Here is a 26,576-nt window from a genome sequence, read left to right as displayed (position 1 = left end):
GCAGTAAGTCGCCGAAGAATTCGCCCTATATGCGAGGGGCCTGTGAAACGGGAGCGGGGGACAGCTGCAGAGCCAGGTCCCGGAGCTCCGTAGGCCGGAACGGTTTGGTGAGGTACGCCGCGGCACCGGAAGCCATCCCTGCCAGCACGTCATCATTTTCAGACCGGGCCGTCAGGAACAGCAGGGGGGCCTTGCTGACCTCCCGGATGGCGCGTGCCACAATATGGCCGTCCATGTCCGGCAGGCCAAGGTCCAGGGTGACAAGGGCAATAGCCGGATCTTCGGCCGCGGCTATGGCCTCGGCACCGGTCGGGACCGAAAGCACCTCGAATCCGGCGCGCGAAAGCACCACGGTGATCAGTCCAGAGATGTCTTTGTCGTCTTCCACGACAAGGCAGACCCTTATATTTTCCATCAAAGCCCCCCGGCGAAAGTTTGCCTTATTCTACCTGCGCCGCGGTGCTTTGCGGATGTATTAATTAGCCGTCGTAATGTGTGCGCGCCGGGCCCTGGCCCAAAGCGTTGACGACGGCGGCCGCCACGTCATGCAGCTTCGAGTTGCGGGTGCTGGACGCCGTCTTGAGGATCTCAAAGGCGTCAAGCTGGCTGCAGCGGTTCTGGGCCATGATGATGCCCACGGCCATGTCGATCACGGTGCGGGATTCCAGCGTGGCGCGCAGGTTGGCTGCCGTCTCGCTGTAGTGGGCAAAACGCACGGCCAGGCGGAGCGCGAGCGACGTCTGGCTGACGAAATCCTCAGCGAATTCGAGGACCCGGCTGTCAAAGCGGTTCGGCCTGCGCGAATACAGCAGCAGGGCAGCCTTCGTCTCGCCTTCCAGGTGGAACGGCAGCGCCACCACGGAGCGGACCCCCTCTGCGGCCATGGCGGCGGAATACTCGGGCCACCGACCGTCCGCCTCGAGATCCGGAACGTGCACGGTCTCCCGGGTGATGGAAGCAGTGAGGTTGGGAGCTTCTGCGAACTGGTGCTCAAGGAGGCCAAGGGCCTTGGCCTCCGGGCTGCTGCTGGCCACCGTGGCGGCCTTGCGCTGCCGGAGCAGGGTGATGGCGCACAGCATTTCGTCGCCGGGCTCGGAAAGATTGCGGGCAGACACCTGCGCCAGTTCGTTGAGGAAATCCTCGACGTCCGAGCTGTTCAGGACCAGCTCGTGCAGGTGCTCTGTGATGGATGTATCGGTTTTTGCTGTTGACTCGCCGACCACGGTTTTTCTGGTGCCATTCGCTCAGGTCAAAACAACCCGGCAACACACACCGGCCCTGCCGCGAAGACGGGAACCGGTGGAGGTCGCTGGATAGATGAACTGTCCAACGGCCTGCTGCTAAACCGATATTCCGAGTATATACATCCCGGCGTCCGCCCGGGCGTCACATTCACCCGCGCCGGAACACGCCACTCTGGCGCACTGCCGGTGTTCCCGGCAGAATGAAGCAGGTGCCGGCGCCCCGGCGGCGGGCCGGGAGGCCCGCGCCAGCTTCCCCGGAAGGGACACGAACATGCCCAGGCTACTCATCATCGGTCCGCCCGGCTCGGGCAAGGGGACCCAGGCCGAACACCTGGCCCGGCACTTCGGTGTCCCGGCGGTCTCCACCGGGGACATCTTCCGCAGCAACGTGAGCCGGGGGACGGACCTGGGTGCCCAGGCGGCCAGGTACCTCGACGGCGGCGACTTCGTTCCGGACCACCTCACCAACGCCTTGGTAAAAGACCGGCTGCTGGACAGCGACGTCCGGTCCGGCTTCCTGCTGGACGGGTATCCGCGCACGGCCCCCCAGGTGGTGGAACTGGACAACCTGCTCGGCTCCCAGGGACTGGCCCTGGACGCCGTCATCGAGCTGCGGGCACCGGACGCCGAACTCGAGCAGCGGATGCGCGTGCGCGCCGATGAACAGGGGCGCACCGATGACACCGTGGACGTGTTCCGCCGCCGGCTGGACCTCTACCACCGCGAGACCCACGAGGTGGTCTCCGTCTATGCGGGCAGGGGGATCCTGGTCTCCGTGGACGGAAGCGGCGACCCGGCGGACATCACCACACTGGCGATCGCCGCCGTCGAAAAGTTCCTTGCCACACCCCGGGCCTGATTCGGGCCCATCCAACCAACCGAAGGACATCCTGATGAGAATTGCCGTCACCGGCGGAAGCGGAAAACTCGGCCGGCACGTGGTCCGCCGGCTCACCGACGACGGACACCAGGTCCTCAACCTGGACCGGGAAGGAACCCGGAGCCCCAGACTGCTGGTGGTGGACCTGCGCAACTACGGCCAGGTGGTGGATGCGCTGCTCGGGGTGGACGACAGGCACACCGGGTTCGACGCCGTGGTGCACCTGGGCGCCATCCCCGCGCCGGGCATCCTTCCGGACGCGGCGACGTTCGAAAACAACATGCTCTCCACCTACAACGTCTTCCAGGCGGCCCGGCGCGCGGGCATCAAGAAAGTGGTCTACGCCTCCAGCGAGACGGTGCTGGGACTGCCGTTCGACGTCGATCCGCCTTACATCCCTGTGGACGAGGAATACCCTGCCCGGCCGGAAAGCACCTACTCCCTGGTCAAGCACCTTGAAGAGCAGATGGCGGTGGAGCTGACGCGCTGGGACCCGGAACTGAGCATCGTAGGCTTGCGCTTCTCCAACGTCATGGACGTGGAGGACTACGCCAGCTTTCCCTCGTTCGATGCCGATGCAATGCTGCGGAAGTGGAACCTCTGGGGCTACATCGACGGCCGGGATGGTGCCCAGGCCGTGGCGCGGGCGCTGGAGAACGGCAGGCCCGGGTTCGAAGCGTTCATCATCGCGAATGCGGACACGGTCATGGACCGGTCGAGTGCCAGCCTCGCCGCCGAGGTTTTCCCGGCAGTGAAGGTGACCAAGGAACTGGGCGAGCACGAAACCATGCTGTCCATTGACAAGGCCAGGCGGCTTCTGGGATTCGAACCTGTTCACAGCTGGCGGGACCACCGGCCGTAGCCCCGCGGGCATGGTCCGGCGGCGGAAAACCCGGCGCGCGCAGGAATGCCCAAGGGTTCCCGCAGGATCCTGCGAAGACCAGCCTGCGGGCCTATCCGGGCTCCTATTCTGGTGGTGACAGCGGTGGTTCCCCGGCCCCGCACCTCCAACGCCATCACACCAAGGACCCCAAAATTCGCACCCCATCTTTTGTGCTGTCCGCAGCCGCAGCACTGGTCTCAGCCGTCGCCCTGACTGCCACGTCCGTCCCCGCCGCAGCGGTACCCAAAGAGGACGCGGGCACCGCGGGCCGCTACATCGTCCAGTTCGCGGCGAATGCCAATGTGGAAGCCGAGGCGGCAAACCTGCGCGGGCAAGGGCTCGCCGTCGGCCATACCTTCAAAAACGCGCTCCGGGGCGCGGTGATCACGGCCAACCCCGCCCAGGCCGAGGCGCTGGCCCGGTCCGGCCGCGTCCTGTCGGTGGAGGCGGACGCCCCCGTCAGCATCTCCGGCACCCAGCAGCCTTCGCCCTGGGGCCTTGACCGGGTGGACCAGCGCGGCCTGCCGCTGTCCGGATCCTACTCGTGGACCGCTGCCGGGACCGGTGTGACCGCCTACGTGGTGGACACCGGCGTCCTGGCCTCCCACGCCGATTTCGGCGGCCGTGTGGCCGCAGGCTGGAGCGCGGTGACTGACGGCCTGGGCTCCGGCGACTGCAACGGCCACGGCACCCACGTCGCCGGAACTGTGGCGGGATCCACCTATGGCGTGGCAAAGGCGGCAACCGTGGTGCCCGTCCGGGTGCTCGACTGCAAGGGCTCCGGCTACAACTCGGACGTGGTGGCCGGACTGGACTGGATCGCGGCCCACCACCCGGCAGGCGTGCCGGCGGTGGCCAACCTCAGCCTCGGCGGCCCCGCCAGCACGGCGGTGGACACGGCCATCCAGGCAGTGATGAACGACGGCGTCTCCGCAGTGGTTGCCGCCGGCAACTCCGCCGTGGACGCGTGCGGCAGTTCACCCGCACGGGTGTCCGCGGCCGTCACCGTGGCTGCCAGCGATTCGGCAGACCGGCAGGCGTCCTTCTCCAACTACGGCTCCTGCGTGGACCTGTACGCCCCAGGCGTGGGCATAACGTCCACGTACTACACCTCCGCCACGGCAACGGCCTCCATGTCCGGTACATCCATGGCCGCGCCCCACGCTGCCGGCGCTGCCGCCGTGCTGCTCTCGCAGAACCCGGCCCTCACCCCGGCCCAGGTAGCCGGTTCACTCGTGTCCAACGCGACCGCCGGCGTCATCACCGGCGCCACCGGCGGAACCCCGAACCGGCTGCTGTACGCCGGCACCGTGGCTGCCGCGCCCGCGCCAGCTCCTGCTCCCGCGCCCGCTCCTGCACCCACAGTCACGGCCATTGCTCCCGGTGCGAACGCCACCTCGGTGGGGACCGGCAGCAACGTGACGGCCACCTTCAGCACTGCAGTGCAGGGCGTCTCAGCGGCCACCTTCGTGCTCAAGAACGCGGCTGGCAGCAGCATTCCCGCCACCGTTACCTACAACGCCACCACCCGGACCGCCACCCTGGACCCCTCTGCCAGCCTCGCCGCCGACACCGTGTACACGGCTTCGCTGGTGGGTGGCTCCGCCGCCATCAGGGATGCAGCCGGAACCCCGCTGGCCTCCGCCAGCTGGAGCTTCCTGACCGGACCGGCCCCGGTGGTTACCGGCACCACCCCGGGCAGCAATGCTTCACTGGTGCGCCGCGGCAACAACATCAGCGTGAGCTTCAGTGAGGCGGTCCAGGGCGTCAACGGCACCACCTTCACCGTGAAGAACTCCGCCACGGGGGCCGTGGTACCGGCCACCGTTTTCCGGAACGGCACCACCAACCAGTGGATCCTGGACCCACAGCAGGCACTGGCCGCCAAAACCAAGTACACAGTGACGGTCACCGGCGGCGGGACGGCCGTCCGCGACCTGGCCGGAAACCAGCTGGCCACCCGCACCTGGCAGTTCACCACCGGCTCGTTCTAGGCCGGGAAGGGTTAGGGGATTATCCCGCCCTGCGGGGATAATCTTCACCCAAGGCAATCTTCACGGCGCAGGGATGGGCACAGTGGCACAGCAGGAACCAGCAGGCTACGGAACAGCTTCCGGAAGAACTGGGAAGCACGCCGGCAAGTGGCGGGCCTTCCACGACAAGTTCGTGGTGGAGGAACGCTACCTGGATCCTGCCGACCGGCGGGGCCTCTACCGGGCGGCTGTCATCCTCGTGACTGCCGGCGTGGCGCTCTTCGTGGCCACCCTCATCAGCGTGCTGCAGGCGGACGGGCTCTCCGCGGCAGATGGCCCGGTCCGCGACTGGCTGCTCGGCCTGAGGTCCAACACCCTGACGGTCATCATGATCTTCCTGGCCGTGGTGTTCGGGCCCATCGCCCTTCCCATCATCATCCTGGTAGTCGTTCTCGCGTGGGGCTTCGCCGCCAAGCATGCCTGGCGGCCCATCCTGCTGGCCTCCGCGATGCTGACGGGCGTCATCGTCTCGCAGATCATCCTCCAGGTCGTCCGACGCTCGCGGCCACCCGTGGACCAGATGCTCTTTGGCATCGACCACACTTTTTCGTTCCCCTCCGGCCACGTCCTGGGGGCATGCGACTTCCTGCTGGTGGGTGCCTTCCTGATCTTCTCCCGGCGGAAAAACACCCGCGCTGCGGTATGGGGCTTTATTGGGGCGGGCTTCGGCATTGTCCTGGCGGCGCTGAGCCGGCTGTACCTGGGGTACCACTGGCTCAGCGATGCACTCGCCTCGGTCTCCCTCTCGCTCATCATCCTGGGCGGAGTGATTGCCGTGGACACCTGGCGGACTGCGCGGATCCCGGGGGAGCGGATCACCGGGGAGCTGTCCAAGGCGGAGACGCAGGGCGAGTAGCCCCGCCTATTCAGGCGGGCGGCCGGGACCGGGCCCGCTTCAGGGCGCGGTGGAGTTTCACGTTGGCAGCCTCCAGTTCCAGCACCTTGGCCACGCCTGCAAGGTTCAGGCCCTGTTCCAGGAGTTCGCCAATGCGCAGCAGCACGGCGATGTCGCCGTCGCTGTACTGGCGGGTGCCACCCGCGGTCCGGGACGGGGTCAGCAATCCCTTGGTCTCGTACAACCGGATGTTCTGCTGGCCCGTCCCCGCCAGCTTGGCCGCAACCGAAATGGCGTAGAGCGCACGCCCGCTGGCTGGGCGCGGCGCCCGTCCTGCTCCGTCTGCCATGGGGCCTCCAAAATCGTCGTGCGGCGGTATTGCCTCAGTTTCCCACGGGTGCTATAAAAAATCTATATCCACCACCATAGATCGGCGGGGGATACAGAACCGATCCAACACTTACAAGCTGAAGGAGTGGGAAAAATGATGTTGATGCGCACGGACCCGTTCCGCGAGCTGGACCGGCTCACGCAGCAGGTCTTTGGAACCGCCGCCCGCCCGGCTGCCATGCCCATGGACGCCTGGCAGGAAGACGGTGAATTCGTTGTGGCATTTGACCTCCCGGGTGTCAAGGTTGACTCGCTGGACCTCAATGTCGAACGCAACGTCCTCACCGTCCGGGCCGAGCGCCAGGACCCCACGCAGCCGAACGTTGAGCTGGTGGCTGCGGAGCGTCCCCGCGGTGTCTTCAGCCGCCAGCTGATCCTCGGCGACACGCTGAACACGGACAACATCAAGGCAAGCTACGACCAAGGTGTCCTGACCCTGCGCATTCCCGTCGCCGAGCAGGCAAAGCCGCGCAAGATCGAGATCGACACGCAGCAGGGCCAGAGGCAGCAGATCTCAACCTAGCTCCCGAATACCGCCAGGCACGCGCACGGCGCCGCCCTGGCGGTGAAGTCCATGTCCGAACGGCGGCACCCGGGCCTTTCGTGCCCAGGCGCCGCCGGTGCGGAGGGCCAAGATGACTGACACTCCCGATTACTACGCCACCCTGCACGTCCGCCCGGACGCCAGCCAGCAAGAAATATCCAGGGCCTACCGGGCCCTGATGCGCAGCCACCATCCCGACATGGAGGGCGCCAGTGACCCGGAAGGCGAACTGCTGCGGATCATGCAGGCGTTCAGTGTGCTGCGCAATCCGCAGCGGCGCGCCGCCTACGACAAACAGCAGGCGGCCTCCGGTCCGCGGGTGATTCCCGTGCGGAAAGTGCCCGCCCGCGGCGGCGCCTCCGAACCTGCATTCAGGGTTACCCCCGTCCGCTGGGAGAGCGGGCCCTGGTCCTAGCAAACGGCGTGCAGGCAGCGTTCCGGGTGTCACCAACGGAAAAACGGCAGCAACGAAAACCGCGAGGAGGCGGAGACCTGCATGAGCGATTGGCGGCGCTACGATTCACACCTGATTCCGGCATTCCATGAGCGCTTCGAGCAGCGGTGGGGTGTTGGGACGGCACCTTTCCTCGACCCGGAAGCGCATGAGGAACCCCTGCCCCGGGCGCAATGGATCAATCCGGCCACGGGTGCGGCGCTGGCCGTGGTGCCGGTGTGGACGGCCGAGGAGAAGCAGCAAAGGTCGTTTGGCGTGTTCTACCTGCCGCCTGGCGGGGACATCTGGGTCCTCCGGCCCGGCTATACCGGCTACCTGGAACCCGCGGACGGCGGACCGGAACATCTGGTGACGCTCCGCAATGACGCTTTCCGCAAGGCCGTGGCGCACGCCAAGGAGTTCATCTTCGGATCCCAGTAGTTGCTGGCTGCGGCGGCTGCGGCAACGTTTCGCGCCGGGGGCAGGCCTGCTCGTCAGCAGGCTTACTGTATGCCATCCTGAGACGTACTTATTCGACCGTGACGAAGGCCCGCCCCATGCACATCACCGCCAAGGAACTCGCAGCACTCATCCCCCCGGGGTTCACGCTGGGTGTTGCCACCGCTGCGTTCCAGATCGAAGGGGCACTGGACGAGGACGGCCGCGGACCCGCCGGCTGGGACGTGTTTGCCGCCAAGCCCGGCGCCATCGTGGAGGACCACAGCCCGGTGGTTGCCTGCGACCACTACCACCGGATGCCCCAGGACGTTGCCCTGATGAAGCAGCTTGGCGTGGATTCGTACCGGTTTTCGTTCGCGTGGCCGCGCATCCAGCCCACAGGGAGCGGGCCAGCCAACAAAGCGGGCCTGGCTTTCTACGACAAGCTCCTCGACGAGTTGCTGGCCAATGGCATTTCGCCCATGGCCACTATCTACCACTGGGACACCCCGCTGGCGCTGGACGAGGCGGACGGCTGGCTGAACCGGGACACCGCCTACCGGCTGGGGGAGTACGCCGGGATCCTGGCCGATGCCTTCGGTGACCGGGTGGCCCGGTGGGTCACCATCAACGAACCCGCCACGGTCAGCACCAACGGCTACTCGCTGGGTCTGCACTCACCGGGCAAGGAGTTGCTCCTGGGTGCCTTTCCCACTGTCCACCACCAGCTGCTGGGGCACGGTTTGGCCATGCAGGCTCTGCGGGCCGCCAAGGTTGCGGGCGAGATCGGCATGGCCAATGTCTACTCACCCATGGTCCCCAACTCGATCAACCCGCTGGACCGCATCAGTGCCGGGCTGATGGACCTGGCCCAGAACCGGCTCTACGCGGACCCCGTGCTCACCGGCAAGTATCCAGACCTGATCCGGGCCGCAAAGTTCTTCTCCTCCTTCGACCACCCGGAGGAGGACATGGCAGTCATTTCCCAGCCGCTGGATTTCTACGGCCTCAACTACTACATGCCCACCAAGGTGGCGGTGGGCCCGGGCGGCGGCGCGGTGCCCGCGAGCATGGCCGAAGCCATGGGCAGCGACCTCAGCGCGGCCGGCAGCGGCGGCACCCCCTTCCACGTGGAGACCTGGCCGGAGGCGGACATCACGTCCTACGGCTGGCCGGTGAAGCCGGAGTACATGGCGGTGGCCCTGAAGGAGATGGCCGAGCGGTACCCCAACCTGCCGCCGGTGATCCTTACCGAGGGCGGTGCCAGCTTCGAGGACATCATTGTCCGGGACAGGTCCACCAACACCCGGTTCATCCCGGATGAGCGCCGGCTGAAATACCTCTCGGACCACCTGGAAACGGCGCTGCGGGCAACCTCCCCGGGCGGCGAGGCGGAGTCCGTGGACCTGCGCGGCTACTACGTCTGGTCACTGCTGGACAACTTCGAGTGGTCCGCTGGCTACAACCAGCCGTTCGGGCTCCTGCACGTGGACTTCGAGACGCTGGAGCGGACGCCGAAGGCCTCGTACTTCTGGCTCCAGGAGCTGATCGAGGAACGCGACCTGGCCGTGGCGGCAGGTGCTGCCATAGCGCAGGCCTTGGTGCCGGAGGAGTTTGAAGCGGAAGCGCCCGACGACGGCCTGTCCCCGCTGGGTGCCAGCGCCTAGGGCGTGTCTCCTAAAGCTGTCAGTCAGATGCTGATTGCTCTTAGAACGGCTCCTCTGCGGTAGGTGAGTGCGAGTTTGTCGTACTGCGTTGCCAAGGCCCGCCACTGCTTGAAGATGTTGAAGTTCCGTTCGACGACGTTGCGGCCTTTGTAGTCCTCTTTGTCGAAGGCCGGAGGTCGGCCGCCAGTGGAACCCCGTCGTTTTCGATGACCGATCTGATCGGCTGGTTGCGGGATGACAGCCAGGATGCCGCGGTCGCGGAGGTGGGTCCGGATCGCCCGAGATGAGTAGGCCTTGTCGCCGCGGACACGGTCCGGGCGGGTCCGTGGCCTGCCCGGACCGGCGCGGTTGATCTTCAACTGGTTCATCAGGTGGTGAACATTGGAGCGTCTCCGCCCTGCCCGGGGGCTACCAGCAGCACCAATGGCCGGCACATCGCGCCAAGCTAGCCCGCACCGATACCGGTAAATGATGCCCTCCACCACCCGTCGGTCGTCCCGGAAAGGACGACCCCGACGACCATCAGAGGAGGGCAACAACGGCTGAATGCGGGCCCACTGACCATCAGTCAAAACAGAAGTACGAGACACCAACCAAGCATCCCGGACAACCATCCGAGGATTTAGGAGACACGCCCTAGGAGCGCCCAGCAGGCCGGGTGCCCCCAGCGGATCGCGAGTTCCTGCAGCCCGGAAGATTCGGCTGCTTTATGAGGCACAATTGCGAGCCACACTACGGGCATGCCGGGCTGCCGCAAGTGACCCCATCAGTCCAGCGCCCGGCGATGGAACCGAGCCCATTCGGACAGCCCCGGCCGCAGCTGCTCGCCGTCCCGGTTCTGCGGGTCCTTCATGCTTCGATCACCCTCTCATCGGTGCCCCGCTCCGGCTCTTGTCTGGTCCATCACGTCAGAACGGCTTCGATCATTGCCACGCCGAGCCGGACCGTGACAAACCAGTAGGGCTGATCTGGTGAGCGCTGCTTCCTGGCCGGGTACTTTCCGGGGTTCTCGGCTACTGCGGTGTATGCAGTCGGCGCGGCGATGACTTGGCGCAGAAGGAAGGCCGCCTCCGTGGAGACGGCCTTCTGTGAAACGTTGGAACGGTCGTCTAGAACTTGTTCTTGTCGAACTTGTCGTTCCTCGGTTGCTCGGACCTGGTTCCCTTTTCCTGTGAGTTCTGGCACTCCCAACCGCCGGCTACCTTTGTAACCGTGTGCCCACCCGGACAGGTGATTGGAGCGGCGCTGGCGGCCGGTGCGATGACGGCCAGAGCAGTAAACAGGAGTCCGGCGACAGCTGCGGAACTAAAAAATTTGCGCATAATTGATCCTTGATCTCGTCGCCGGTGCTGAAGCACCGGCTATTACCTTGGGGCGGTGCCGCGGTGCGTCTGGCCCCCTAGATGAGGCGAGGAGTCCGAGACCAAAAACTCGACCCTCGCGTGCAGTATACGTCGCTGCCGCTGGTACCAACAGGGGGTCAGCAAAGCGTCGTACCTTGACGATTTCTCATACCTCCGCATATCCGAGCGAACAGGTTCTTCCGCGCTCACGGAGCCTAGGGCAGGCTCTGGTCGGCTGGCACCTCCGTTTGCCAGCCATCCGCCGATCAGGGCCGTGCCGGGTTGTTGCCCCATCCTTAGCTGGCAGAAGCGCACTCAGCAGCCATCGAGAGGCGAGACCTTGAGGAGCCCTACCTAGGGGAACTCGGAAGTTCTTGGAGGTGAGTCGGAATGGCTGGCTGTCCCCCTATGGGGACCTGACTGACTGTAAAGCGCAGTCGATTGAGGTGGCTAGAACTCTCGATCCAGGGTGCCCGGTTCGTTGGCCGGTGCTGTTGAGGAGGGGGTGCCTGCCATGCTGGTGACCGCGGCGGTGGGGCTCCAGACCATGGTGGCTGCCGACGTCACGGTCCGCAGGCCCGTGGCTCCGCTGGCGACGCTGCCCAGGGTCACGGTGATGATGGTGCGTTGGGCTCCGTTGATGGTGGCTGTGGCGGCGGTCATGGTGGCGTTGAACACGGTCGTCTTGCGGCTCTTGGCGTAGTTCTGGTTGAGGTTCACGGTGCTGTTCTGGCGTTGGATGTCCACGGTGTCGCCGTTGTTGCCCAGGCCCAGGAGGTTCCCGTCGCGCAGGCGCAGCGTGACGGGCAGGGCCGCGCCGTTCCAGCCGGGGGATACGGTGGCGGAATTGGCCTGCTGACTGTAGGTGAAGGTCATGGTATCCCCGGCATCGAGCCTCCCCTCAGTCCCGGACCCGTTCGTGGTCTGGATGTCGGTTCCGCGCAGCGGGCTGTTGTCAACCCTGCGTGCGGCCACGGTAGCGGAGATGGTCTCCCTCCCGGCTCCGTCGGTGAGGATGGCCCGGAGGTCGTAGAGCCCGTCGGGGACGGTACGGGTGTCCCAGTTGCAGGTGTAGGGGGCGGCGGTGACGGTGCAGGCTGTGGTCCATCTCGTTGTTCCGGCGGGGGCGTATTGGATCCGGACGGTGGCGACGCCGGCCGAGTTCGGCCCGTGGCAGACCATTTGGAAACGTCACCGCCGCTACAGCGGCGACGGAACCTGGGACAAGATTTTGGCCGGACTGTTCACGGAAGCCGACGCCCGCGGGGAAGTGGACTGGTCGGTCTCGGTCGACTCGACTGTGAATCGCGCCCACCAGCACGGCACCAACCTTCCCCGCACCACAGGGGGCCCCGTCGAATTACATGAATCTGTTTGATGAACCAGGCGATCATGCGATTGGCCGCTCCCGCGGCGGATTGAGCACGAAGATCCACGCCCTGGTTGATGGCAAAGGCCGGCCATTGGTGCTGCTGGTCGCCCCCGGGCAGGGCGGAGACGCTCCAATGTTCACCCACCTGATGAACCAGTTGAAGATCAACCGCGCCGGTCCGGGCAGGCCACGGACCCGCCCGGACCGTGTCCGCGGCGACAAGGCCTACTCATCTCGGGCGATCCGGACTCACCTCCGCGACCGCGGCATCCTGGCTGTCATCCCGCAACCAGCCGATCAGATCGGTCATCGAAAACGACGGGGTTCCACTGGCGGCCGACCTCCGGCCTTCGACAAAGAGGACTACAAAGGCCGCAACGTCGTCGAACGGAACTTCAACATCTTCAAGCAGTGGCGGGCCTTGGCAACGCGGTACGACAAACTCGCACTCACCTACCGCAGAGGAGCCGTTCTAAGAGCAATCAGCATCTGACTGACAGCTTTAGGAGACACGCCCTAGGCCTGCGCCGGTTTCAGAGCATTCCCAGCATGGTCAGCTGCTTGGCCATTCCGGCGCCGTCCGGGGAGTAGATCCACGGGACCTTGGAAGCGGTGTGGTCGCCGTCCTCCGAGTGGCCGCCGGCAAACACGGACTCGCTGACGGAGAGCTGGCGGATGGCAATGGCCGCCACCTTGTCCGGGTTATCGCTGGCAAAGCCCGAATAGATGGCTTCGTCATGCTGGCCGTTGTCTCCGATCAGGAGCCACTGCATGTCCGGAAACTCCTTGCTCAGCCGTTCCAGGTTGCGGCGCTTGTGCTCCTGCCCGCTGCGGAACCAGCGGTCCTGGGTCAGGCCCCAGTCCGTCAGCAGCAGGGCCCCCTTCGGGTACATGTTGCGGTTGAGGAACCGTGCCAGGGTGGGAGCAGCGTTCCATGGGCCGGTGGACAGGTACACCACCGGCGCGTCGGGGTGTTCAATGGTCAGCCGGTCCAGCAGGACTGCCATGCCGGGGGTAGCCATACGGGCCCGCTCGCTGAGCACGAAGGTGTTCCAGAGGGCCAGGAACGGGCGGGGCAGGGCCGTCACCATGACGGTGTCGTCAATGTCCGAAACGATGCCGAATTTCACGTCGGGGGCGATCACCTGGATAAGGGCCTCGGCGGGCTCGGTCCCTTCGGCCCGCAGCACGGCGGTGTGCCAGCCGGGAGACAGCTGGACGCTGACTTCGGTGTCAATGATCCCGCCCCGGTCCGCACGCACGTGGGTGACAACATCGCCAATGGTGATTTCGACGTCGATGAACTGCAGCGGCACACCGGTGAACGCCCGCCAGCCGCGGATGTTCTGGTTACCGTTCTTTGCAGCGGTTTCGGCCTTGCTGCCCGGGAGCGGCTTTTGCGTCATCAGGACCCTGCCCAGCACCCGGACCAGGGTGGTGGACCCGTAACCCTGGTAGGCGATGGTCTGGGGTACGAACTTCCAGCGCCTGGCCAGCTTGATCCGGACCCCGTTGAAGGCGTCGGAGATCCGGTGGGCCAGGCGGAAAACCTGGTTGCCTGACGGTCCAAGCCGATTGTCCATGTCCTGGCTGGAAGGGTTGGCGGGGTTCCGGTGCGAGTCCTGCGGAGCGGTGTCCATGGCTCCACTCTGCCACAGGGCGCCGCCGGCGAGGAGGCCGTGGTAACCTAACGCCGCTCCGTGGCGCTGCCCTGCGGCGTCAACCCGTGCCAAGGATGCCGCGCAGGGTCTCCGCGTTCCGCACTGCGTTGCCGCCGCCGTCGTTATTGAAATAGGCGTAGACATCGAGGCCGTCTGCCGCCCATCCGCGGATCCGGTCCGCCCACCAGTGCAGGTCCGCGTCGGAGTAGGAGCCTGCGTAGAGGTGCTGGTGGTCCGGCCCGTGCAGCCGGACGTAGGCGAACGGGGCCGTGGTGCGCAGGAGGCAGGGCAGGTTGGCGCCGCTCATGATGCAGTAGGCGGCCTGGTGCCGTTCCAGCAGCGCGAATACCTCCGGGCTGTCCCAGGTGGGGTGGCGGAATTCCACGGAGACCCGGATCCAGGGCGGAACCGCCGCCAGGAAGTAGTCCAGCCGGGCATCGTCGCGTTCCATCTGCGGCGGCAGCTGGACCAGCAGGACCGCCCGTTTGTCGCCCAGTTCATGCCAGCAGCGTTCGATCCGCTCCAGCCACACCTCGGGGGAGTAGAGCTTCCGGGCATGGGTAAGGCCGCGGGGAGCCTTGACCGACATGCTGAAACCCGGGGGCAGGCGCCGGTTCCAGCCGGCGAAGGTGGTGTCCCTGGGCCAGCGGTAGAAGCTGGCGTTGAGCTCGACGGTGTTGAAGCGCGCGACATAGTGCTGGAGCCTGTCCTTCACCGGGAGCCGGGGCGGGTACAGGACGTTCTCCCAGTGGTCGTAGCTCCACCCTGACGTGCCGATATGGACTGCCACCCCTGCAGGCTACACCGAATTGTGCCTTTCAACGGGCCCCCGGAAGGGCGCCACTGTGGCAGGGTAAAGTCATGGCGCGAATAGAGGATTACGCGGTGGTGGGGGACCTGCAGACCGGTGCCCTGGTGAGCAACGAGGGCTCCATCGACTGGCTGTGCCTGCCCCGCTTCGATTCCCCCGCCTGCTTCAGCGCGCTGCTGGACACGCCCGACGCCGGCCGCTGGCTTTTGGCGCCGAAGGACGGGGGGCCCTGCACGCGGCGGGGCTACCGCGACGGCACCCTGATCCTCGAAACGGAGTGGGAGACCCCCGAGGGGACGGTGCGGGTCACCGACTTCATGCCGCCCCGTGACGCGGTGGCGGACATCGTCCGCATCGTCGAAGGCGTCAGCGGCAGCGTGAAGATGCGCGGCGAACTGGTCATGCGGTTCGATTACGGCCACATCATTCCCTGGGTCCGCCGGGACAAGTACGGGCTGCATGCCATCGCGGGCCCGGATGCCGTCTACTTCGTCACCCCCGCGCCCCTCCAAAGCGAGAACATGCACACCATCAGCGAGTTCACCGTCAGCGCGGGGGAGCGGATCCCGTTCGTGCTGACCTGGGCGCCCAGCCATGTGGGCCGGCCCCACACCGTGGACGCGGAGAAGGTCCTGGCCACCACCTATGCCTTCTGGCGTGGCTGGGCTTCGCAGTGCACCGTCAAAGGCGAATACCAGGAGGCCGTGCTGCGCTCCCTGGTTACCCTGAAGGCGCTGACCTACGCGCCGACCGGTGGAATTGTGGCAGCTGTGACCACGTCCCTGCCGGAGCAGCTGGGCGGCCCGCGCAACTGGGACTACCGGTACTGCTGGCTGCGGGACGCCACGATGACGCTCCAGGCGCTCCTTGCGGCCGGATACAGCGCCGAAGCAGCCGCGTGGCGGGACTGGCTGCTGCGCGCCGTTGCCGGCGACCCCGCGGACCTGCAGATCATGTACGGGATCCACGGCGAACGGCGGCTCCCCGAAATGGAGCTGTCCTGGCTGAAAGGCTACGAAAACTCTTCACCGGTCCGGATCGGGAATGGTGCCGCGGAACAGCTGCAGCTGGATGTCTGGGGTGAGGTGCTGGACTGCCTGGCGCTGACCCGCAACTCGCTGCTCAAGCACACGGACGAGGCCTGGGACCTGCAGTGCGCCCTGATGGCGCACCTGGAGACCATCTGGGACCAGCCGGACAACGGGCTGTGGGAGATGCGCGGCCCGCGCCGGCACTTCACGCATTCCAAGGTGATGGCCTGGGTGGCCGCGGACCGGATGGTAAAAGGTGTCCGCGAATCCGGGCTGCCCGGCCCCGTGGAGCGGTGGGAAACCCTGCGGGACACCATCCACCGCGACGTCATGGCCAACGGATTCGACGCCGCCCGCAACACGTTCGTCCAGTCCTACGGCAGGCCGGAGCTGGACGCCAGCCTCCTGCTGATCCCGCGGGTGGGGTTCCTGCCGCCGGACGATCCGCGGGTCATCGGAACCATCGAGGCCATCCAGCGCGAGCTCACCGAAGGCGGCTTTGTGCTGCGCTACCGTCCGGCCGAGAGCGACGACGGGCTTCCGGGCGACGAGGGCGTGTTCCTGGCCTGCTCCTTCTGGCTGGTGGAGGCGCTCCTGGGGGCGGGCCGGCAGGAGGAATCCAGGCAGCTTTTCGAACGCCTGCTGGAACTGCGGAACGATGTGGGGCTGCTGAGCGAGGAGTGGGCGGTCAAGGCCGGCCGCCAGCTGGGTAATACTCCCCAGGCTTTCAGCCACTTCGCCCTTGTGACTAGCGCTTTGGAGCTGCATCAGGATACGGTTCGCCGGAGTGATACCCCCATTCCGCCGGAATCGGCGGAACGGCGCAGAGGCGGCGCCGACAGGGGTACGGCTTCTCCTTCGCAGAATAGATAAGTATACTTACTAACACCTCATGGAGTGCTCCAAAAAGCACAGTGCCGTGACTGACGGAGGAGTGATTTTTATGGCCGGGTATTTTGAGCTCGTGGACGCGCCCGATGGCGGCTACAGGGTCCGGATGATGGATGGAACCGGAAACCTGATGGCCATCTCGGTGACCTTTCCCACCAAGCGGGCGGCAGTGGCCGGTGTGGCGATGGCCCGCGAAATAGCAGGCACCGGCCTGATCAGGGACAAGAGCCACGACGGCGCGGGCACCATCATCCGGGAGCGTGTGCGACCGGTTAACACCGCGAAAGAGGCAGCCGCCCGGCACAAGAGGGTGCCGGAGGCCAAACGGGCAGCGGTGGGCTGATGGTCCAGCCGCGGAAGTCACCCCCTGGCGGGCAGCGCCGGGGGGTTCTCTTTGACGTCGACGGGACGCTGATCGACTCGTCCTACATCCACACCATTTCCTGGTGGGAAGCCTTCCGCCAGCAGGGCTACGACATACCCATGGCTTCCATCCATCACTTCGTGGGCATGGGCGGGGACCGCCTGGTGGATAACCTCCTGCCCCCGGACCGGGACCGGGAGGCGGACAAGGACGTCATGGCCAGCCACGGCGCGCTGTATGCCTCCCACTGGCCGGCGCTGCGGGCCTTCGACGGCGCCAGGGACTTGCTGGCCCGCTGCCACGACGACGGGCTTGCTGTTGCGCTCGCCTCCTCGGCGCGGAAGAAGGACCTGCAGGTCATGAAGGGCATCCTGGGCGCCGACCCCTTCATCGACGGTGCCACCAGCGCCAACGACGCCGAGAACAGCAAGCCGTCCCCTGACATCCTGGTTGCCGCCCTGGAAAAGATCGGCGTAGAGGCCCGGAACGCAGTCTTCGTGGGCGACGCCGTATGGGACATGAAGGCCGCCGGAGCCCTCGGCATACCTTCGGTGGGAGTCACCTGCGGCGGTATCAACGCTGCAGAGTTGCGCGAAGCCGGCGCTGTTGAGATTTACGAGGGCCCGCGGGACCTTCTGGAGAATCTCGGGTCAAGCGCCATCGGCCAGCTGCTGCGGCAGGATTCCTAGGTTACTCAGACCGTCTGCCCGCCCGTGACCGTATCCTCGTCCCCGGCATTGGCGGGCTTTGCCCAGGACACCGCAACCCGCACGGAACCGTCGTCGCTACGGTCAATGTCTGTGACGATATCTGCCGCGCTGGCGCCCATCTCCAGGATTCTGGTGCGGTAGGTATTCACCAGCGCCTCGAGGCTCTCCTCCGTCCACTCGCCCGGGCGTATGCGGGTGGAGATCTCGACCGGTTCCGGCTGGTACAGCGACATAGTGTTCCTCTTTCACTCGCACGGGCGTAGGGCTGGCCCTTCCTACGCTAGAAGCCCCCGGCCGGGACGACAAGTATTTGATCAGCCTGCTTACTTTTTTTGGCACAAGCCGATAGCGTCGAAGAACGGGCGTTCCGCTCGGCGGGAACACCAGAAGAGAAAGGGAAACCGTGAAAGCTCTGACCTGGCAAGGGAAACGCTCGGTAAGCGTCGAGGAAGTGCCGGATCCGGTGATCCAGGAGCCTACCGATGCGATCGTGCGCATTACCTCGACGGCGATCTGCGGCTCGGACCTGCACCTGTACGAGGTGCTGGGCCCCTACATGCACAAAGGCGATGTGATCGGCCACGAACCGATGGGCATCGTGGAAGAAGTGGGCAGCGCAGTCACCAACCTTCGCCCCGGGGACCGCGTGGTGGTGCCCTTCAATATCTCCTGCGGCCGCTGCTACATGTGCGAACAGGGCCTGCAGTCCCAGTGTGAAACCACCCAGGTGAAGGAGAAAGGTTCAGGAGCGGCCCTCTTCGGCTACTCGGAGCTGTACGGCTCGGTCCCCGGCGGGCAGGCCGAGTACTTGCGGGTCCCGCATGCGGACTACGGCCCGGTAAAGGTGGGAACAGAGCTTCCCGATGAGCGCTATCTTTTCCTCTCCGACATCCTTCCCACCGCCTGGCAGGCCGTGGAGTACGCGGACGTCCGGCCAGGCGGCACCCTTGCCGTGTTCGGCCTGGGGCCGGTGGGCCAGTTCGCCAGCCGGATCGGCGTCCACCGCGGCTTCCGCGTGGTGGGTGTGGACCCCGTCCCGGAGCGCCGGGAGATGGCCGCGCGGCACGGGGTGGAAGTGTTCGACTACACCAAGACCATTTCGGACGAACTGCGGGAGATGACCTCCGGCCGCGGCCCTGACGCGGTGGTAGACGCCGTCGGCATGGAAGCCCACGGTTCGCCGGTGGCAGGCTTCGCCCACCAGGCGCTGGGCCTGCTGCCGGACAAGCTGGCCCAGAAGGCTATGGAGACCGCCGGCGTGGACCGCCTGGCGGCCCTGCACACTTCGATCGACGCCGTGCGCCGCGGCGGGACCATCTCGCTGAGCGGCGTGTACGGCGGGCAGGCGAGCCCCATGCCGATGCTGACGCTGTTCGACAAGCAGATCCAGGTGCGGATGGGCCAGTGCAACGTCCGGCGCTGGACCGATGACCTGCTGCCGCTCGTTGAGGACGACGCCGATCCGCTGGGGGTGATGGACCTGGTCACCCACCGCTCAGGCCTGGAAGGTGCCCCTGCACTGTACGAAAAGTTCCAGAAGAAGGAGGACGGCTGCATCAAGGTGGTCCTGAACCCGGGCGCCTGAGCCGTTTACCAGCGGAGGCAGGGGCCGGGAGGCCTGAACGTCAACAGAAGCTGTTCATGGCCTCCTGGGCAACCTCCTGCATCTCGAACAGCAGCGGGTTCACCCCGAGGGTGGGCGGCCCGGGAGGGTAGGCCACGGTGATGGCCAGCTGTTTGCTGCCGTCCTCGCTGGTCATGGCGATGGTTCCGTAGCCGTCCACATCCCCGGGAAGCCCGTAGTAGAAGCGGTTGTTGCAGGTGTTGTTCCAGCGCCGCAGGGCAAAGCCGTAGTACTGCGAGTAGCCGCCCTTCATGGCGGTCACGGTGTCAGGTGCCAGCAGCCTGCCCTGCAGCAGCGCCGCGTAGAACCTGTTCACTTCCTGCACTGTGGATACGGCTCCATTGGAAGGTGCCTCGGCCAGCCAGGCGGGCGCGGCCGCGTCCCTGGGGATGCCCTCGATGGTGACGTAGCCGTGCACCATGCCTGCGGGCTGCGGGCCCCCAAGCGTGGTTGCCTCCAGCCCCAGGGGGCCGGCAATGTCGGCTGCCAGGACCCGCCCGATGTCCTGGCCGCGGAGCCGCTCAACAATCAGGGCCAGCACCGCGTAGTTGGAGCGGGAGTAGTCGAAGATCCGTGCCAGCCTGCCGTCCCACGGCAGGGTGGCGGCGAGGCCCAGCTGCTGTTCGAGGGGGAGCGGCCGGCCCGCCAGCTCCTCCCAGTGTCCGGATGCCAGCAGGGGGAGGGAGAAGTCCGGAAGCCCGGATTCATGCGTCAGCAGCTGCCGGACGCTGACGGGGCCGGGCGGCTTCAGGACGGCGCCGAACTCCGGCAGGTATTCGCTGGCCTGGCCGTCAAGGTCCAGCCTGCCCTCCTCCACCAGCTTCAGCACGGAGACGGCCACCATGGACTCCGTGATCGTGCCGACGTGGACGGGATCGGCCACCGTTGCCGCTTCACGGGTCTCCAGGTTCCGGACCCCGGCGGCGTGGGTCCATGCGTCCTCGCCCATGGTGACGGCGATGAGGACTGCCGGGGCGCCGTCGTCGACCATCCTGGAACTGAAAGCCTCCAGCAGCGCGATGGCGGCGGGCTTGTCCGGGTCCGGGTCCGGGGGCTCTGGCTGCCCGATGCAGCCCGGACCGGCCAGCAGGATGACGGCACACAGCACAGCCGTCATGCACCTTGTGATGCGGCCCCTGCGGCTACCCATGGAACTATTCTTCCCCCAACTAAGTAGCGCCACCTGTCGTTTTGGGGTTCCAAAACGAGAGGTGGCGCTACCTGGTTGGGGAGTGCGGCTCAGGTGAGGCGGACCTGCCGGTTCATGTCCTTGTAGAGCAGGTACCGGAACTCGCCCGGGCCGCCGGCGTAGCAGGCCTGGGGGCAGAAGGCGCGCAGCCACATGAAGTCGCCTGCCTCTACCTCAACCCAGTCGTTGTTGAGCAGGTACATGGCCTTGCCCTCAAGGACGTACAGGCCGTGTTCCATGACGTGGGTTTCGGGGAACGGGATCACGCCGCCGGGCTGGAACGTCACGATGTTGACCTGCATGTCGTGTGCAAGGTCGTTGGAGTCGGTGAAGCGGGTGGTCTTCCAGACGTCGTTGGTGTCCGGCATCGACGTCGGCTCCACGTCCTTCTCGTTGGTGACGAAGGACTTGGCCTCGTATCCCTCCAGGCGTTCATAGGCCTTGCGGATCCAGTGGAAGGAGACGATATCGTCCGAGACGTTCTCCAGGCCCCACTGCGAGCCAGCAGCCAGGTAGGCGTAGCCGCCTTCCTCGAGCTGGTGCAGCTCGCCGTCCAGCGTCAGGTTGAGTTTGCCCTTGGTGACAAAGATGACGCCCTCCACGCCTTCCTCGAACTCGGCGCGCGGTGCTCCGCCGCCCGGGGCGATCTCCACGATCAGCTGGGAGAAGGTGGTGGCAAACCCGGAGATGGGGCGGGCGATGATCCACGAGCGGGTGTTGCTGAAGCCCGGCAGGTTGGAGGTGACGATGTCCGTCAGCACCCCCTTGGGAATCACTGTGTAGGCCTCGGTGACGATGGCGCGCTCGGTGGTGAGGTGGGTCTGCGGCGGCAGGCCGCCTTGCGGGTAGTAGTACTTGCCCATGGAGGGATTCCTTTGCTTAGGAGTTGGAGGTGGTGGCGAGCCTCGGGTGGGCCAGCGCGGTGAGCTGGGGAAGCCCGACGCCGGCGAGCGCCTGGACCTCATCGGCCCCCACTGCACCGCACTGGACGCCGCGCAGGACGAACGCGGCCAGTGCCCGGGCGGTGGCGGGTTCGTCCATGACGCCGCCCGCGGTCTGTTCCACGTAGTTGCGCAGCCGGGCTGCCGCCGCGGGCAGGCCCTGCCGGTAGAAGGCGTACGTGGCGGCAAACCTGCTGGGCAGCTGGGCAGGGTGCAGGTCCCAGCCCTGGTAGTAGCCCCGTTCCAGGGACCGCCGGACCAACCGCCCGTGCAGTTGCCAGGCGTTCTCCACGTTGTCGCCCACGGGGATGATGTTGGTGGAGCCGTCCGAGAGCCGGATGCCGGTGCCGGCCACCGCGAGCTGCATGACTTCCTTCGCGAAGTCCGCCACGGGATGCTCCATGGACTGGTACTCCGCGGAGATCTGCAGCGACGCCGAGTAGTCGTAGGTGCCGTAATGCAGGCCGCTGATCCGGCCGGGCACTGCGTGCGGCAGTTGCGCCACCGGTGACGTGCCCTCCGGACCCAGGATGAGCTGGGGCGTTTCCACCTGGACCTCGAAACGCAGCCGGCCGGCGGGCAGCGAGTGCACCTGCTCCAGCCGGGACACGGCGAAGTCCATGGCCTGGACCTGGGCCACGGTGGTCACCTTGGGCAGGGTCAGTACCAGCCCCTCCGGCAGCTCGCCGGCGGCGGCCAGGCCGGAGACGAACAGGTCCAGTGTGCGCAGCCCGCGGGCCCGGGTGGCCGCTTCGAAGCACTTGAACCTGATACCGATGAATGGGGGAGCGGACCCGGCCGCGGCTGCGGCGGCCACAGCGGAAGCCGCGGCAACCGCCGCTGCGTCCTCGGCGTCGTCGCCCCTGTCTCCGAACCCGTCCTCGAAGTCGAGCCGGAGATCCTCGATGGGTTCGGAGGCCAGCTTCGCTTCCACCCGCGAGGCGACGGCCTCGGCGAGGCCGGGCTCCTGGCCCAGCAGGCTCCCCAGCCTCCCGAAGCCGCCGTGGGCCTCAACGGCAGCCTTGGCTTCGGTGCCCCACTCGGCAGCGAGCGACGGCGTGAAGCGGTCTGCGGGCACGTACACCGTGTGCACGGGCTGGCGCGAGCCGTCGTCGCCGGGATAGTTGTGTTCCAGGAGCCGGTCCGTGTCGGCCAGCTGGCCGTCGATGTGCGCCAGGTCCCCGGGTGTGAGCGAGGGTCTGGGTGATGCGGGCATGCCTCAGCCCACCAGTTCGTAGGCGGGGGTGGTGAGGAAGTCGGTGTAGTCGTCCGAGAGGCAGATGTTCGCGATCAGTTCGCTGGCCGGCTGGTAGTAGCGGCGGAACGCCTCGTCACCGAACTCGGTGCGGAGCCGCTCGGTTTCCTCGCCCAGGATCCGCTCCACCAGCTCCTTGGTCACCGTGTTGCCGGTATCCGCCAGGACGGACTTGTTCCGGATCTGCTGCCACACCTGGGAACGGGAAATTTCGGCGGTGGCGGCGTCCTCCATCAGGTTATGGATGGCCACCGCGCCGTTCCCCGAAAGCCAGACCGCGGTGTAGGCCACGGCGACGTAGAGGTTCAGCCGAAGGCCGGCCTCGGTGACCTGGCCTTCGGCGGAGGAGACGTCCAGCAGCTGGCCGGCGGTGACGTTGACCTCCGGGCGCTGCTTGTCCAGCTGGTTCGGCTTGCTTCCCAGGACGGAGTCGAAGACCTCGCGGCAGGTGGGAACCAGGTCCGGGTGGGCAACCCAGGAGCCGTCGAATCCGTCGTTCGCTTCGCGGGTCTTATCCGCCCGGACCTTCGCAAACGCCGCCTCGGTCACTTCGGGGTGGCGGCGGTTGGGAATGACGGCCGCCATGCCGCCCATGGCGAAGGCGCCGCGCTTGTGGCAGGTCTTGACCAGCAGTTCGGTGTAGGCGCGCATGAACGGCGCGGTCATGGCCACCGAGGCGCGGTCCGGCAGGACGAACTCTTCGCCGGCGTCGCGGAAGTACTTGATGAGGCTGAACAGGTAGTCCCAGCGGCCGGCGTTCAGGCCGGAGGCGTGGTCCCGGAGTTCGTAGAGGATCTCGTCCATCTCGAACGCTGCCGGAATGGTCTCGATCAGCACTGTGGCGCGGATGGTGCCCTGGTGCAGGCCCAGGAAGTCCTGGGCGAAGACGAACACGTCATTCCAGAGCCGGGCCTCAAGGTGGCTCTCCATCTTGGGCAGGTAGTAGTACGGACCGTGCCCGTTGAGGACCAGCTGCTTGGCCACGTGGTAGAAGTGCAGGCCGAAATCCACCAGCGCACCCACGGCCGGTTCGCCGTCAATCAGCAGGTGCTTTTCCTGCATGTGCCAGCCACGGGGGCGGGCCACCACGACGGCGAGCGGCGCGTCGGTGCGGAGCCTGTACTCCTTGCCCTCGTCGGAGGTGTAGCTCAGGGTGCCCTGCGCGGCATCACGGAGGTTGAGGATGGCGTCGATGACGTTGCTCCAGGTGGGGGTGCTGGCGTCCTCAAGGTCCGCGAGCCACACCTTGGCGCCGGAGTTCAGGGCGTTGATGGCCATCTTCGCCGGCGACGCCGGGCCGGTCATTTCCACCCGGCGGTCCTGCAGGGCTGCCGGTGCCGGCGCGACCTTCCAGTCGCCGTCGCGCACGTCCTGGGTTTCCGGCAGGAAGTCCAGCTTTCCGGTCTCCGCGACGCGCTGCCGCTTGGCGGCGCGGGCTGCCAGCAGCTCGTTGCGGGTTCCGGCAAAGCGCTTGTGAAGCTCCTCCACGAAAGCCAGCGCCTTGGGGGTGAGGATCTCCTCGGCGCGGTTGATCGGCCGGGGATCTGTGACGGTGATGGCCATTTCTGGTCCTTTCCTATGGCTGGAAGTCGGGCGGTCAGGCGTTGGCGAGGGCGGCCACGGGAACCTCGGCGGCATCCGTGCCCTTGGTTGCCACGTTGGCGGAACGGGCGGCCCCTGCCACTGCTGCAGCCACGTCGGCGGCCACATGGGGATCGAAGACGCTGGGGATAATGTAGCTGCCATTGAGCTCGTCGTCAGCAACCCGGTTGGCGATGGCCTCGGCCGCGGCCACCAGCATGTCCGGCGTGATGTCACTTGCCCCGGCGTCCAGCAGGCCGCGGAAGAATCCGGGGAAGGCCAGCACATTGTTGATCTGGTTCGGGAAGTCGCTGCGCCCGGTGGCCACCACGGCGGCGTGCTTTGACGCAATGACGGGGTCGATCTCAGGGGTGGGGTTTGCCATGGCGAAGACGATCGCGTCCTCGGCCATGGAGGCCACCTGTTCCTCGCCGATGACGTGCGGGGCGCTGACGCCGATGAACACGTCCGCTCCCTTGAGGGCGTCGTGGAGGCTGCCGGAGAAGCCGTCCTGGTTGGTGTTCGCGGCAATCCAGGTGCGGTGCTCGTCGTCGTACTTTTCGCCCGCGTGGATGGCACCCGAGCGGCCGGCGGCAATGATGTGCCGGGCACCCTGCGCCTTGAGGAGCTGAATGATGGCGGAACCGGCGGCGCCGACGCCCGAGACCACGATTTTCACCTCGGAGAGCTTCTTGCCCACCACCCGCAGGGCGTTGACCAGGGCGGCCTGGGTGACGATCGCGGTGCCGTGCTGGTCATCATGGAAGACGGGGATGTCCAGTTCCTCGCGGAGCCGGTTTTCGATCTCGAAGCAGCGGGGCGCGGCGATGTCCTCCAGGTTGATGCCGCCGTAGACCGGGGCCATGGCCTTGGCGATTTTGATGATCTCCTCGGTGTCCTGGGTGTCCAGGCAGACCGGCCAGGCGTCCACGTTGGCGAACTGCTTGAAGAGCGCAGCCTTGCCCTCCATGACGGGCAGGGCGGCGGCGGGACCGATGTTTCCCAGGCCCAGGACGGCCGAACCGTCGGTGAGGACGGCGATGGTATTGCGCTTGACGGTCAGGTTGCGGGCCGCTGCCGGGTCCTCGGCGATAGCGAGGCAGACGCGCGCGACGCCGGGAGTGTAGGCGCGGGAAAGATCGTCGCGGTTGCGCAGGGCCACCTTGGGGACGACTTCCAGCTTGCCGCCCAGGTGCATCAGGAAAGTGCGGTCCGAGACGTGCTGGACCGTGACTCCGTCAAGCGCGTTCAGGGCGTCCTTGACCCGCGCGGCGTGTGCGTCGTCGGTGGTGTTGCAGGTGACGTCCACAACCAGTGTCTCGTGGTGGGACTCGCTGACGTCCAGGGCCGTGATGGCGGCGCCGGCTGCTCCGACGGCTGCGGCGAGTTCGCTGGTGGCGCTGAAGCTTGACGGTGCTTCCACGCGCAGGGTGATCGAATTTCCGGGGCTGGGGTTCGCCATTGAATGTCCTCCTGTTGGGCCATGTCCGGGTTGCTGACCAACTCGAATGTTTTCGTATTATGGATATTATTATCTACCTTATGGAAAGACAACCCCTGTTTGTGACTGATCGCATCGGCACGGCCCGTGCTGTATCTTGAAACAACTAGGGCAACTCTTTTCACGATGCGGATAAGACTTGTCGGAATCCGAGCCACAGGAGACTTGGTTATGGCTGAGAAAGCCGCCGGAGGCGTGCAGTCCGTTGAGCGCGTCTTCGAACTCTTGGAATTGATCACCGACGCTGGCGGCGACGTCACGCTTAGTGAGTTGTCCTCGTCCACGGACCTGCCGCTGCCCACCATCCACCGGCTCCTGCGCACCCTCGTCGCACTGGGTTACATCCGGCAGTTGCCCAACCGCCGATACGCCCTGGGCCCGCGGCTGATCCGGCTGGGCGAGGGGGCCAACAAGCAGCTCGGTGCCCTGGCCCGCCCGCAGCTCAAGACGCTGGTTGACCGGCTGGGCGAGACCTCCAACATGGCCGTGCTCGATTCGGACATGGTCATCTACGTGGCCCAGGTGCCGTCCCTGCACTCCATGCGCATGTTCACCGAGGTGGGACGCCGGGCGCATACCCATGCCACCGGCGTCGGAAAGGCCATCCTGGCCCAGCTCGACGACGACGTGGTCCGCGGCATCGTTGCCCGCGCCGGCATGCCCACGCCAACAGTCAAGAGCATCCGCGATATCGACGACCTCCTTGCCGACCTGAAGCTCATCCGCGAGCGCGGCTACTCCATCGACGAGGAAGAGCAGGAGCTCGGCGTGCGCTGCTTTGCCATGGCCGTGCCCAACGCCCCCACTCCCACGGCGATCTCGGTCTCCGGCCCGGTGTCCCGCGTGGACGAGCACTTCGCCGACAAGGCTGTTCCAGTGCTGCGCGAGGCGGCCGAGGCGATCTCCGCGGAACTCAACCGCTCCTGACCCCTTCCCCGGCCAGTGGCCTAATGCA

At 66.4% G+C, this 26,576-nt stretch carries 27 protein-coding genes and 1 pseudogene; 14 read left to right on the top strand and 14 right to left on the bottom strand.

The annotated features are described in order from the left end of the window. Window positions 1–25 precede the first annotated feature (25 nt). Together AC5RU7_RS07615 and AC5RU7_RS07610 are read right to left on the bottom strand one after the other, a co-directional pair. Window positions 26–388 (bottom strand): response regulator transcription factor, encoded by a 363-nt coding sequence (locus tag AC5RU7_RS07615; protein WP_494051758.1) that lies wholly within the window; start codon window positions 386–388, stop codon window positions 26–28. 91 nt (window positions 389–479) lie between these two features. Beyond that, window positions 480–1,223, bottom strand: coding sequence for a GAF and ANTAR domain-containing protein (locus tag AC5RU7_RS07610; protein ID WP_494051757.1), 744 nt, complete (start codon window positions 1,221–1,223; stop codon window positions 480–482). 292 nt (window positions 1,224–1,515) lie between these two features. On the opposite strand from AC5RU7_RS07610, the gene AC5RU7_RS07605 reads away from it, so the two are divergent. From AC5RU7_RS07605 to AC5RU7_RS07590, 4 genes are all read left to right on the top strand, one after another. Beyond that, entirely contained in the window at window positions 1,516–2,103 is a 588-nt protein-coding gene (locus AC5RU7_RS07605) for an adenylate kinase (RefSeq protein ID WP_494051756.1), read from the top strand. A 34-nt stretch (window positions 2,104–2,137) separates the two neighbouring features. Next, window positions 2,138–2,986 carry an NAD-dependent epimerase/dehydratase family protein gene (locus tag AC5RU7_RS07600; protein WP_494051755.1) on the top strand — a complete coding sequence of 283 codons (849 nt, stop codon included), beginning with the start codon at window positions 2,138–2,140 and terminating at the stop codon, window positions 2,984–2,986. A 191-nt stretch (window positions 2,987–3,177) separates the two neighbouring features. After that, the gene (locus AC5RU7_RS07595; RefSeq protein WP_494051754.1) at window positions 3,178–5,001 is read left to right on the top strand and encodes a S8 family serine peptidase; all 1,824 of its coding nucleotides are present in this window, start codon (window positions 3,178–3,180) and stop codon (window positions 4,999–5,001) included. Between the two features lie 73 nt (window positions 5,002–5,074). Beyond that, window positions 5,075–5,896, top strand: a complete 822-nt coding sequence (locus AC5RU7_RS07590; RefSeq protein WP_494051753.1) for a phosphatase PAP2 family protein — start codon at window positions 5,075–5,077, stop codon at window positions 5,894–5,896. A 10-nt stretch (window positions 5,897–5,906) separates the two neighbouring features. Here AC5RU7_RS07590 and AC5RU7_RS07585 read toward each other — a convergent pair whose 3' ends face one another. Then, entirely contained in the window at window positions 5,907–6,224 is a 318-nt protein-coding gene (locus tag AC5RU7_RS07585; protein WP_494051752.1) for a MerR family transcriptional regulator, read from the bottom strand. A gap of 138 nt (window positions 6,225–6,362) precedes the next feature. Here AC5RU7_RS07585 and AC5RU7_RS07580 point away from each other — a divergent pair, with 138 nt between their 5' ends. From AC5RU7_RS07580 to AC5RU7_RS07565, 4 genes are all read left to right on the top strand, one after another. Next, complete coding sequence (locus AC5RU7_RS07580) at window positions 6,363–6,788, top strand: Hsp20/alpha crystallin family protein (protein ID WP_494009902.1); 426 nt, start codon at window positions 6,363–6,365, stop codon at window positions 6,786–6,788. 112 nt (window positions 6,789–6,900) lie between these two features. Further along, window positions 6,901–7,224 carry a J domain-containing protein gene (locus AC5RU7_RS07575; RefSeq protein WP_494009485.1) on the top strand — a complete coding sequence of 108 codons (324 nt, stop codon included), beginning with the start codon at window positions 6,901–6,903 and terminating at the stop codon, window positions 7,222–7,224. Between the two features lie 81 nt (window positions 7,225–7,305). Next, window positions 7,306–7,683 carry a hypothetical protein gene (locus AC5RU7_RS07570; protein WP_494051751.1) on the top strand — a complete coding sequence of 126 codons (378 nt, stop codon included), beginning with the start codon at window positions 7,306–7,308 and terminating at the stop codon, window positions 7,681–7,683. Window positions 7,684–7,799: 116 nt separating this feature from the next. Next, a complete protein-coding gene (locus tag AC5RU7_RS07565) occupies window positions 7,800–9,347 on the top strand; it encodes a glycoside hydrolase family 1 protein (protein WP_494051750.1) in 1,548 nt (515 codons plus the stop codon). 23 nt (window positions 9,348–9,370) lie between these two features. Here AC5RU7_RS07565 and AC5RU7_RS07560 read toward each other — a convergent pair whose 3' ends face one another. From AC5RU7_RS07560 to AC5RU7_RS07550, 3 genes are all read right to left on the bottom strand, one after another. Next, window positions 9,371–9,961, bottom strand: coding sequence for a transposase (locus tag AC5RU7_RS07560; protein WP_494051749.1), 591 nt, complete (start codon window positions 9,959–9,961; stop codon window positions 9,371–9,373). A 289-nt stretch (window positions 9,962–10,250) separates the two neighbouring features. Next, the gene (locus AC5RU7_RS07555) at window positions 10,251–10,532 is read right to left on the bottom strand and encodes a hypothetical protein (RefSeq protein WP_494051748.1); all 282 of its coding nucleotides are present in this window, start codon (window positions 10,530–10,532) and stop codon (window positions 10,251–10,253) included. A 608-nt stretch (window positions 10,533–11,140) separates the two neighbouring features. Then, window positions 11,141–11,872, bottom strand: a complete 732-nt coding sequence (locus tag AC5RU7_RS07550; protein ID WP_494051747.1) for a hypothetical protein — start codon at window positions 11,870–11,872, stop codon at window positions 11,141–11,143. Here AC5RU7_RS07550 and AC5RU7_RS07545 point away from each other — a divergent pair. Next, window positions 11,844–12,555, top strand: a pseudogene (locus tag AC5RU7_RS07545) (IS5 family transposase); the annotation flags it as partial. The gene AC5RU7_RS07550 and the pseudogene AC5RU7_RS07545 sit on opposite strands and share 29 nt — an antisense overlap. A 40-nt stretch (window positions 12,556–12,595) precedes the next feature. On the opposite strand, the gene AC5RU7_RS07540 reads toward AC5RU7_RS07545, so the two are convergent. Together AC5RU7_RS07540 and AC5RU7_RS07535 are read right to left on the bottom strand one after the other, a co-directional pair. Further along, entirely contained in the window at window positions 12,596–13,702 is a 1,107-nt protein-coding gene (locus AC5RU7_RS07540) for an App1 family protein phosphatidate phosphatase (protein WP_494009482.1), read from the bottom strand. Between the two features lie 79 nt (window positions 13,703–13,781). After that, window positions 13,782–14,513 carry a DUF72 domain-containing protein gene (locus tag AC5RU7_RS07535; RefSeq protein ID WP_494051746.1) on the bottom strand — a complete coding sequence of 244 codons (732 nt, stop codon included), beginning with the start codon at window positions 14,511–14,513 and terminating at the stop codon, window positions 13,782–13,784. Window positions 14,514–14,584: 71 nt separating this feature from the next. On the opposite strand from AC5RU7_RS07535, the gene AC5RU7_RS07530 reads away from it, so the two are divergent. The 3 genes from AC5RU7_RS07530 to AC5RU7_RS07520 all read left to right on the top strand — a co-directional run bounded on the left by AC5RU7_RS07530 (window position 14,585) and on the right by AC5RU7_RS07520 (window position 17,509). After that, the gene (locus AC5RU7_RS07530; protein WP_494051745.1) at window positions 14,585–16,438 is read left to right on the top strand and encodes a glycoside hydrolase family 15 protein; all 1,854 of its coding nucleotides are present in this window, start codon (window positions 14,585–14,587) and stop codon (window positions 16,436–16,438) included. A gap of 70 nt (window positions 16,439–16,508) precedes the next feature. Then, a complete protein-coding gene (locus AC5RU7_RS07525; protein WP_494009479.1) occupies window positions 16,509–16,799 on the top strand; it encodes a hypothetical protein in 291 nt (96 codons plus the stop codon). Further along, complete coding sequence (locus tag AC5RU7_RS07520; RefSeq protein WP_494051744.1) at window positions 16,799–17,509, top strand: HAD family hydrolase; 711 nt, start codon at window positions 16,799–16,801, stop codon at window positions 17,507–17,509. Before AC5RU7_RS07525 ends, AC5RU7_RS07520 begins: the two co-directional genes overlap by 1 nt. Window positions 17,510–17,514: 5 nt before the next feature. Here the strand turns inward: AC5RU7_RS07520 and AC5RU7_RS07515 are convergent, their stop codons facing one another. Beyond that, window positions 17,515–17,763 (bottom strand): hypothetical protein, encoded by a 249-nt coding sequence (locus tag AC5RU7_RS07515; protein WP_494051743.1) that lies wholly within the window; start codon window positions 17,761–17,763, stop codon window positions 17,515–17,517. A 170-nt stretch (window positions 17,764–17,933) separates the two neighbouring features. Here AC5RU7_RS07515 and AC5RU7_RS07510 point away from each other — a divergent pair, with 170 nt between their 5' ends. Continuing rightward, window positions 17,934–19,115, top strand: a complete 1,182-nt coding sequence (locus AC5RU7_RS07510) for a zinc-dependent alcohol dehydrogenase (protein ID WP_494051742.1) — start codon at window positions 17,934–17,936, stop codon at window positions 19,113–19,115. 40 nt (window positions 19,116–19,155) lie between these two features. Here AC5RU7_RS07510 and AC5RU7_RS07505 read toward each other — a convergent pair whose 3' ends face one another. The 5 genes from AC5RU7_RS07505 to AC5RU7_RS07485 form a co-directional block, all read right to left on the bottom strand. Next, window positions 19,156–20,304 carry a serine hydrolase domain-containing protein gene (locus tag AC5RU7_RS07505; protein ID WP_494051741.1) on the bottom strand — a complete coding sequence of 383 codons (1,149 nt, stop codon included), beginning with the start codon at window positions 20,302–20,304 and terminating at the stop codon, window positions 19,156–19,158. 89 nt (window positions 20,305–20,393) lie between these two features. Further along, window positions 20,394–21,206, bottom strand: coding sequence for a bifunctional allantoicase/(S)-ureidoglycine aminohydrolase (locus AC5RU7_RS07500; protein WP_494009474.1), 813 nt, complete (start codon window positions 21,204–21,206; stop codon window positions 20,394–20,396). A gap of 16 nt (window positions 21,207–21,222) precedes the next feature. Continuing rightward, the gene (locus AC5RU7_RS07495; protein WP_494051740.1) at window positions 21,223–22,500 is read right to left on the bottom strand and encodes a DUF6986 family protein; all 1,278 of its coding nucleotides are present in this window, start codon (window positions 22,498–22,500) and stop codon (window positions 21,223–21,225) included. Between the two features lie 3 nt (window positions 22,501–22,503). Further along, window positions 22,504–24,102: a malate synthase A gene (gene aceB / locus AC5RU7_RS07490; RefSeq protein WP_494051739.1), complete on the bottom strand. Its 1,599-nt coding sequence runs from the start codon at window positions 24,100–24,102 to the stop codon at window positions 22,504–22,506. Between the two features lie 34 nt (window positions 24,103–24,136). Then, window positions 24,137–25,582, bottom strand: coding sequence for an NAD-dependent malic enzyme (locus AC5RU7_RS07485; protein ID WP_494051738.1), 1,446 nt, complete (start codon window positions 25,580–25,582; stop codon window positions 24,137–24,139). 210 nt (window positions 25,583–25,792) lie between these two features. Between AC5RU7_RS07485 and AC5RU7_RS07480 the strand changes: the two genes are divergently transcribed. Further along, a complete protein-coding gene (locus AC5RU7_RS07480; protein WP_494051737.1) occupies window positions 25,793–26,548 on the top strand; it encodes an IclR family transcriptional regulator in 756 nt (251 codons plus the stop codon). Window positions 26,549–26,576: the final 28 nt, after the last annotated feature.

This window comes from Arthrobacter sp. K410C, from assembly GCF_059090105.1.
Note: the sequence above shows the minus strand (reverse complement) of the source record. Positions and strands in the feature narration are given on the sequence as shown.

Coding starts and splice junctions, on each gene's coding strand:
- AC5RU7_RS07605 (WP_494051756.1), top strand. CDS start 1,516: ATGCCCAGGCTACTCATCATCGGTCCGCCCGGCTCGGGCAAGGGGACC.
- AC5RU7_RS07600 (WP_494051755.1), top strand. CDS start 2,138: ATGAGAATTGCCGTCACCGGCGGAAGCGGAAAACTCGGCCGGCACGTG.
- AC5RU7_RS07590 (WP_494051753.1), top strand. CDS start 5,075: ATGGGCACAGTGGCACAGCAGGAACCAGCAGGCTACGGAACAGCTTCC.
- AC5RU7_RS07585 (WP_494051752.1), bottom strand. CDS start 6,224: ATGGCAGACGGAGCAGGACGGGCGCCGCGCCCAGCCAGCGGGCGTGCG.
- AC5RU7_RS07580 (WP_494009902.1), top strand. CDS start 6,363: ATGTTGATGCGCACGGACCCGTTCCGCGAGCTGGACCGGCTCACGCAG.
- AC5RU7_RS07575 (WP_494009485.1), top strand. CDS start 6,901: ATGACTGACACTCCCGATTACTACGCCACCCTGCACGTCCGCCCGGAC.
- AC5RU7_RS07570 (WP_494051751.1), top strand. CDS start 7,306: ATGAGCGATTGGCGGCGCTACGATTCACACCTGATTCCGGCATTCCAT.
- AC5RU7_RS07565 (WP_494051750.1), top strand. CDS start 7,800: ATGCACATCACCGCCAAGGAACTCGCAGCACTCATCCCCCCGGGGTTC.
- AC5RU7_RS07560 (WP_494051749.1), bottom strand. CDS start 9,961: ATGGTTGTCCGGGATGCTTGGTTGGTGTCTCGTACTTCTGTTTTGACT.
- AC5RU7_RS07550 (WP_494051747.1), bottom strand. CDS start 11,872: ATGGTCTGCCACGGGCCGAACTCGGCCGGCGTCGCCACCGTCCGGATC.
- AC5RU7_RS07540 (WP_494009482.1), bottom strand. CDS start 13,702: ATGGACACCGCTCCGCAGGACTCGCACCGGAACCCCGCCAACCCTTCC.
- AC5RU7_RS07530 (WP_494051745.1), top strand. CDS start 14,585: ATGGCGCGAATAGAGGATTACGCGGTGGTGGGGGACCTGCAGACCGGT.
- AC5RU7_RS07525 (WP_494009479.1), top strand. CDS start 16,509: ATGGCCGGGTATTTTGAGCTCGTGGACGCGCCCGATGGCGGCTACAGG.
- AC5RU7_RS07520 (WP_494051744.1), top strand. CDS start 16,799: ATGGTCCAGCCGCGGAAGTCACCCCCTGGCGGGCAGCGCCGGGGGGTT.
- AC5RU7_RS07515 (WP_494051743.1), bottom strand. CDS start 17,763: ATGTCGCTGTACCAGCCGGAACCGGTCGAGATCTCCACCCGCATACGC.
- AC5RU7_RS07505 (WP_494051741.1), bottom strand. CDS start 20,304: ATGGGTAGCCGCAGGGGCCGCATCACAAGGTGCATGACGGCTGTGCTG.
- AC5RU7_RS07500 (WP_494009474.1), bottom strand. CDS start 21,206: ATGGGCAAGTACTACTACCCGCAAGGCGGCCTGCCGCCGCAGACCCAC.
- AC5RU7_RS07495 (WP_494051740.1), bottom strand. CDS start 22,500: ATGCCCGCATCACCCAGACCCTCGCTCACACCCGGGGACCTGGCGCAC.
- aceB (WP_494051739.1), bottom strand. CDS start 24,102: ATGGCCATCACCGTCACAGATCCCCGGCCGATCAACCGCGCCGAGGAG.
- AC5RU7_RS07485 (WP_494051738.1), bottom strand. CDS start 25,582: ATGGCGAACCCCAGCCCCGGAAATTCGATCACCCTGCGCGTGGAAGCA.
- AC5RU7_RS07480 (WP_494051737.1), top strand. CDS start 25,793: ATGGCTGAGAAAGCCGCCGGAGGCGTGCAGTCCGTTGAGCGCGTCTTC.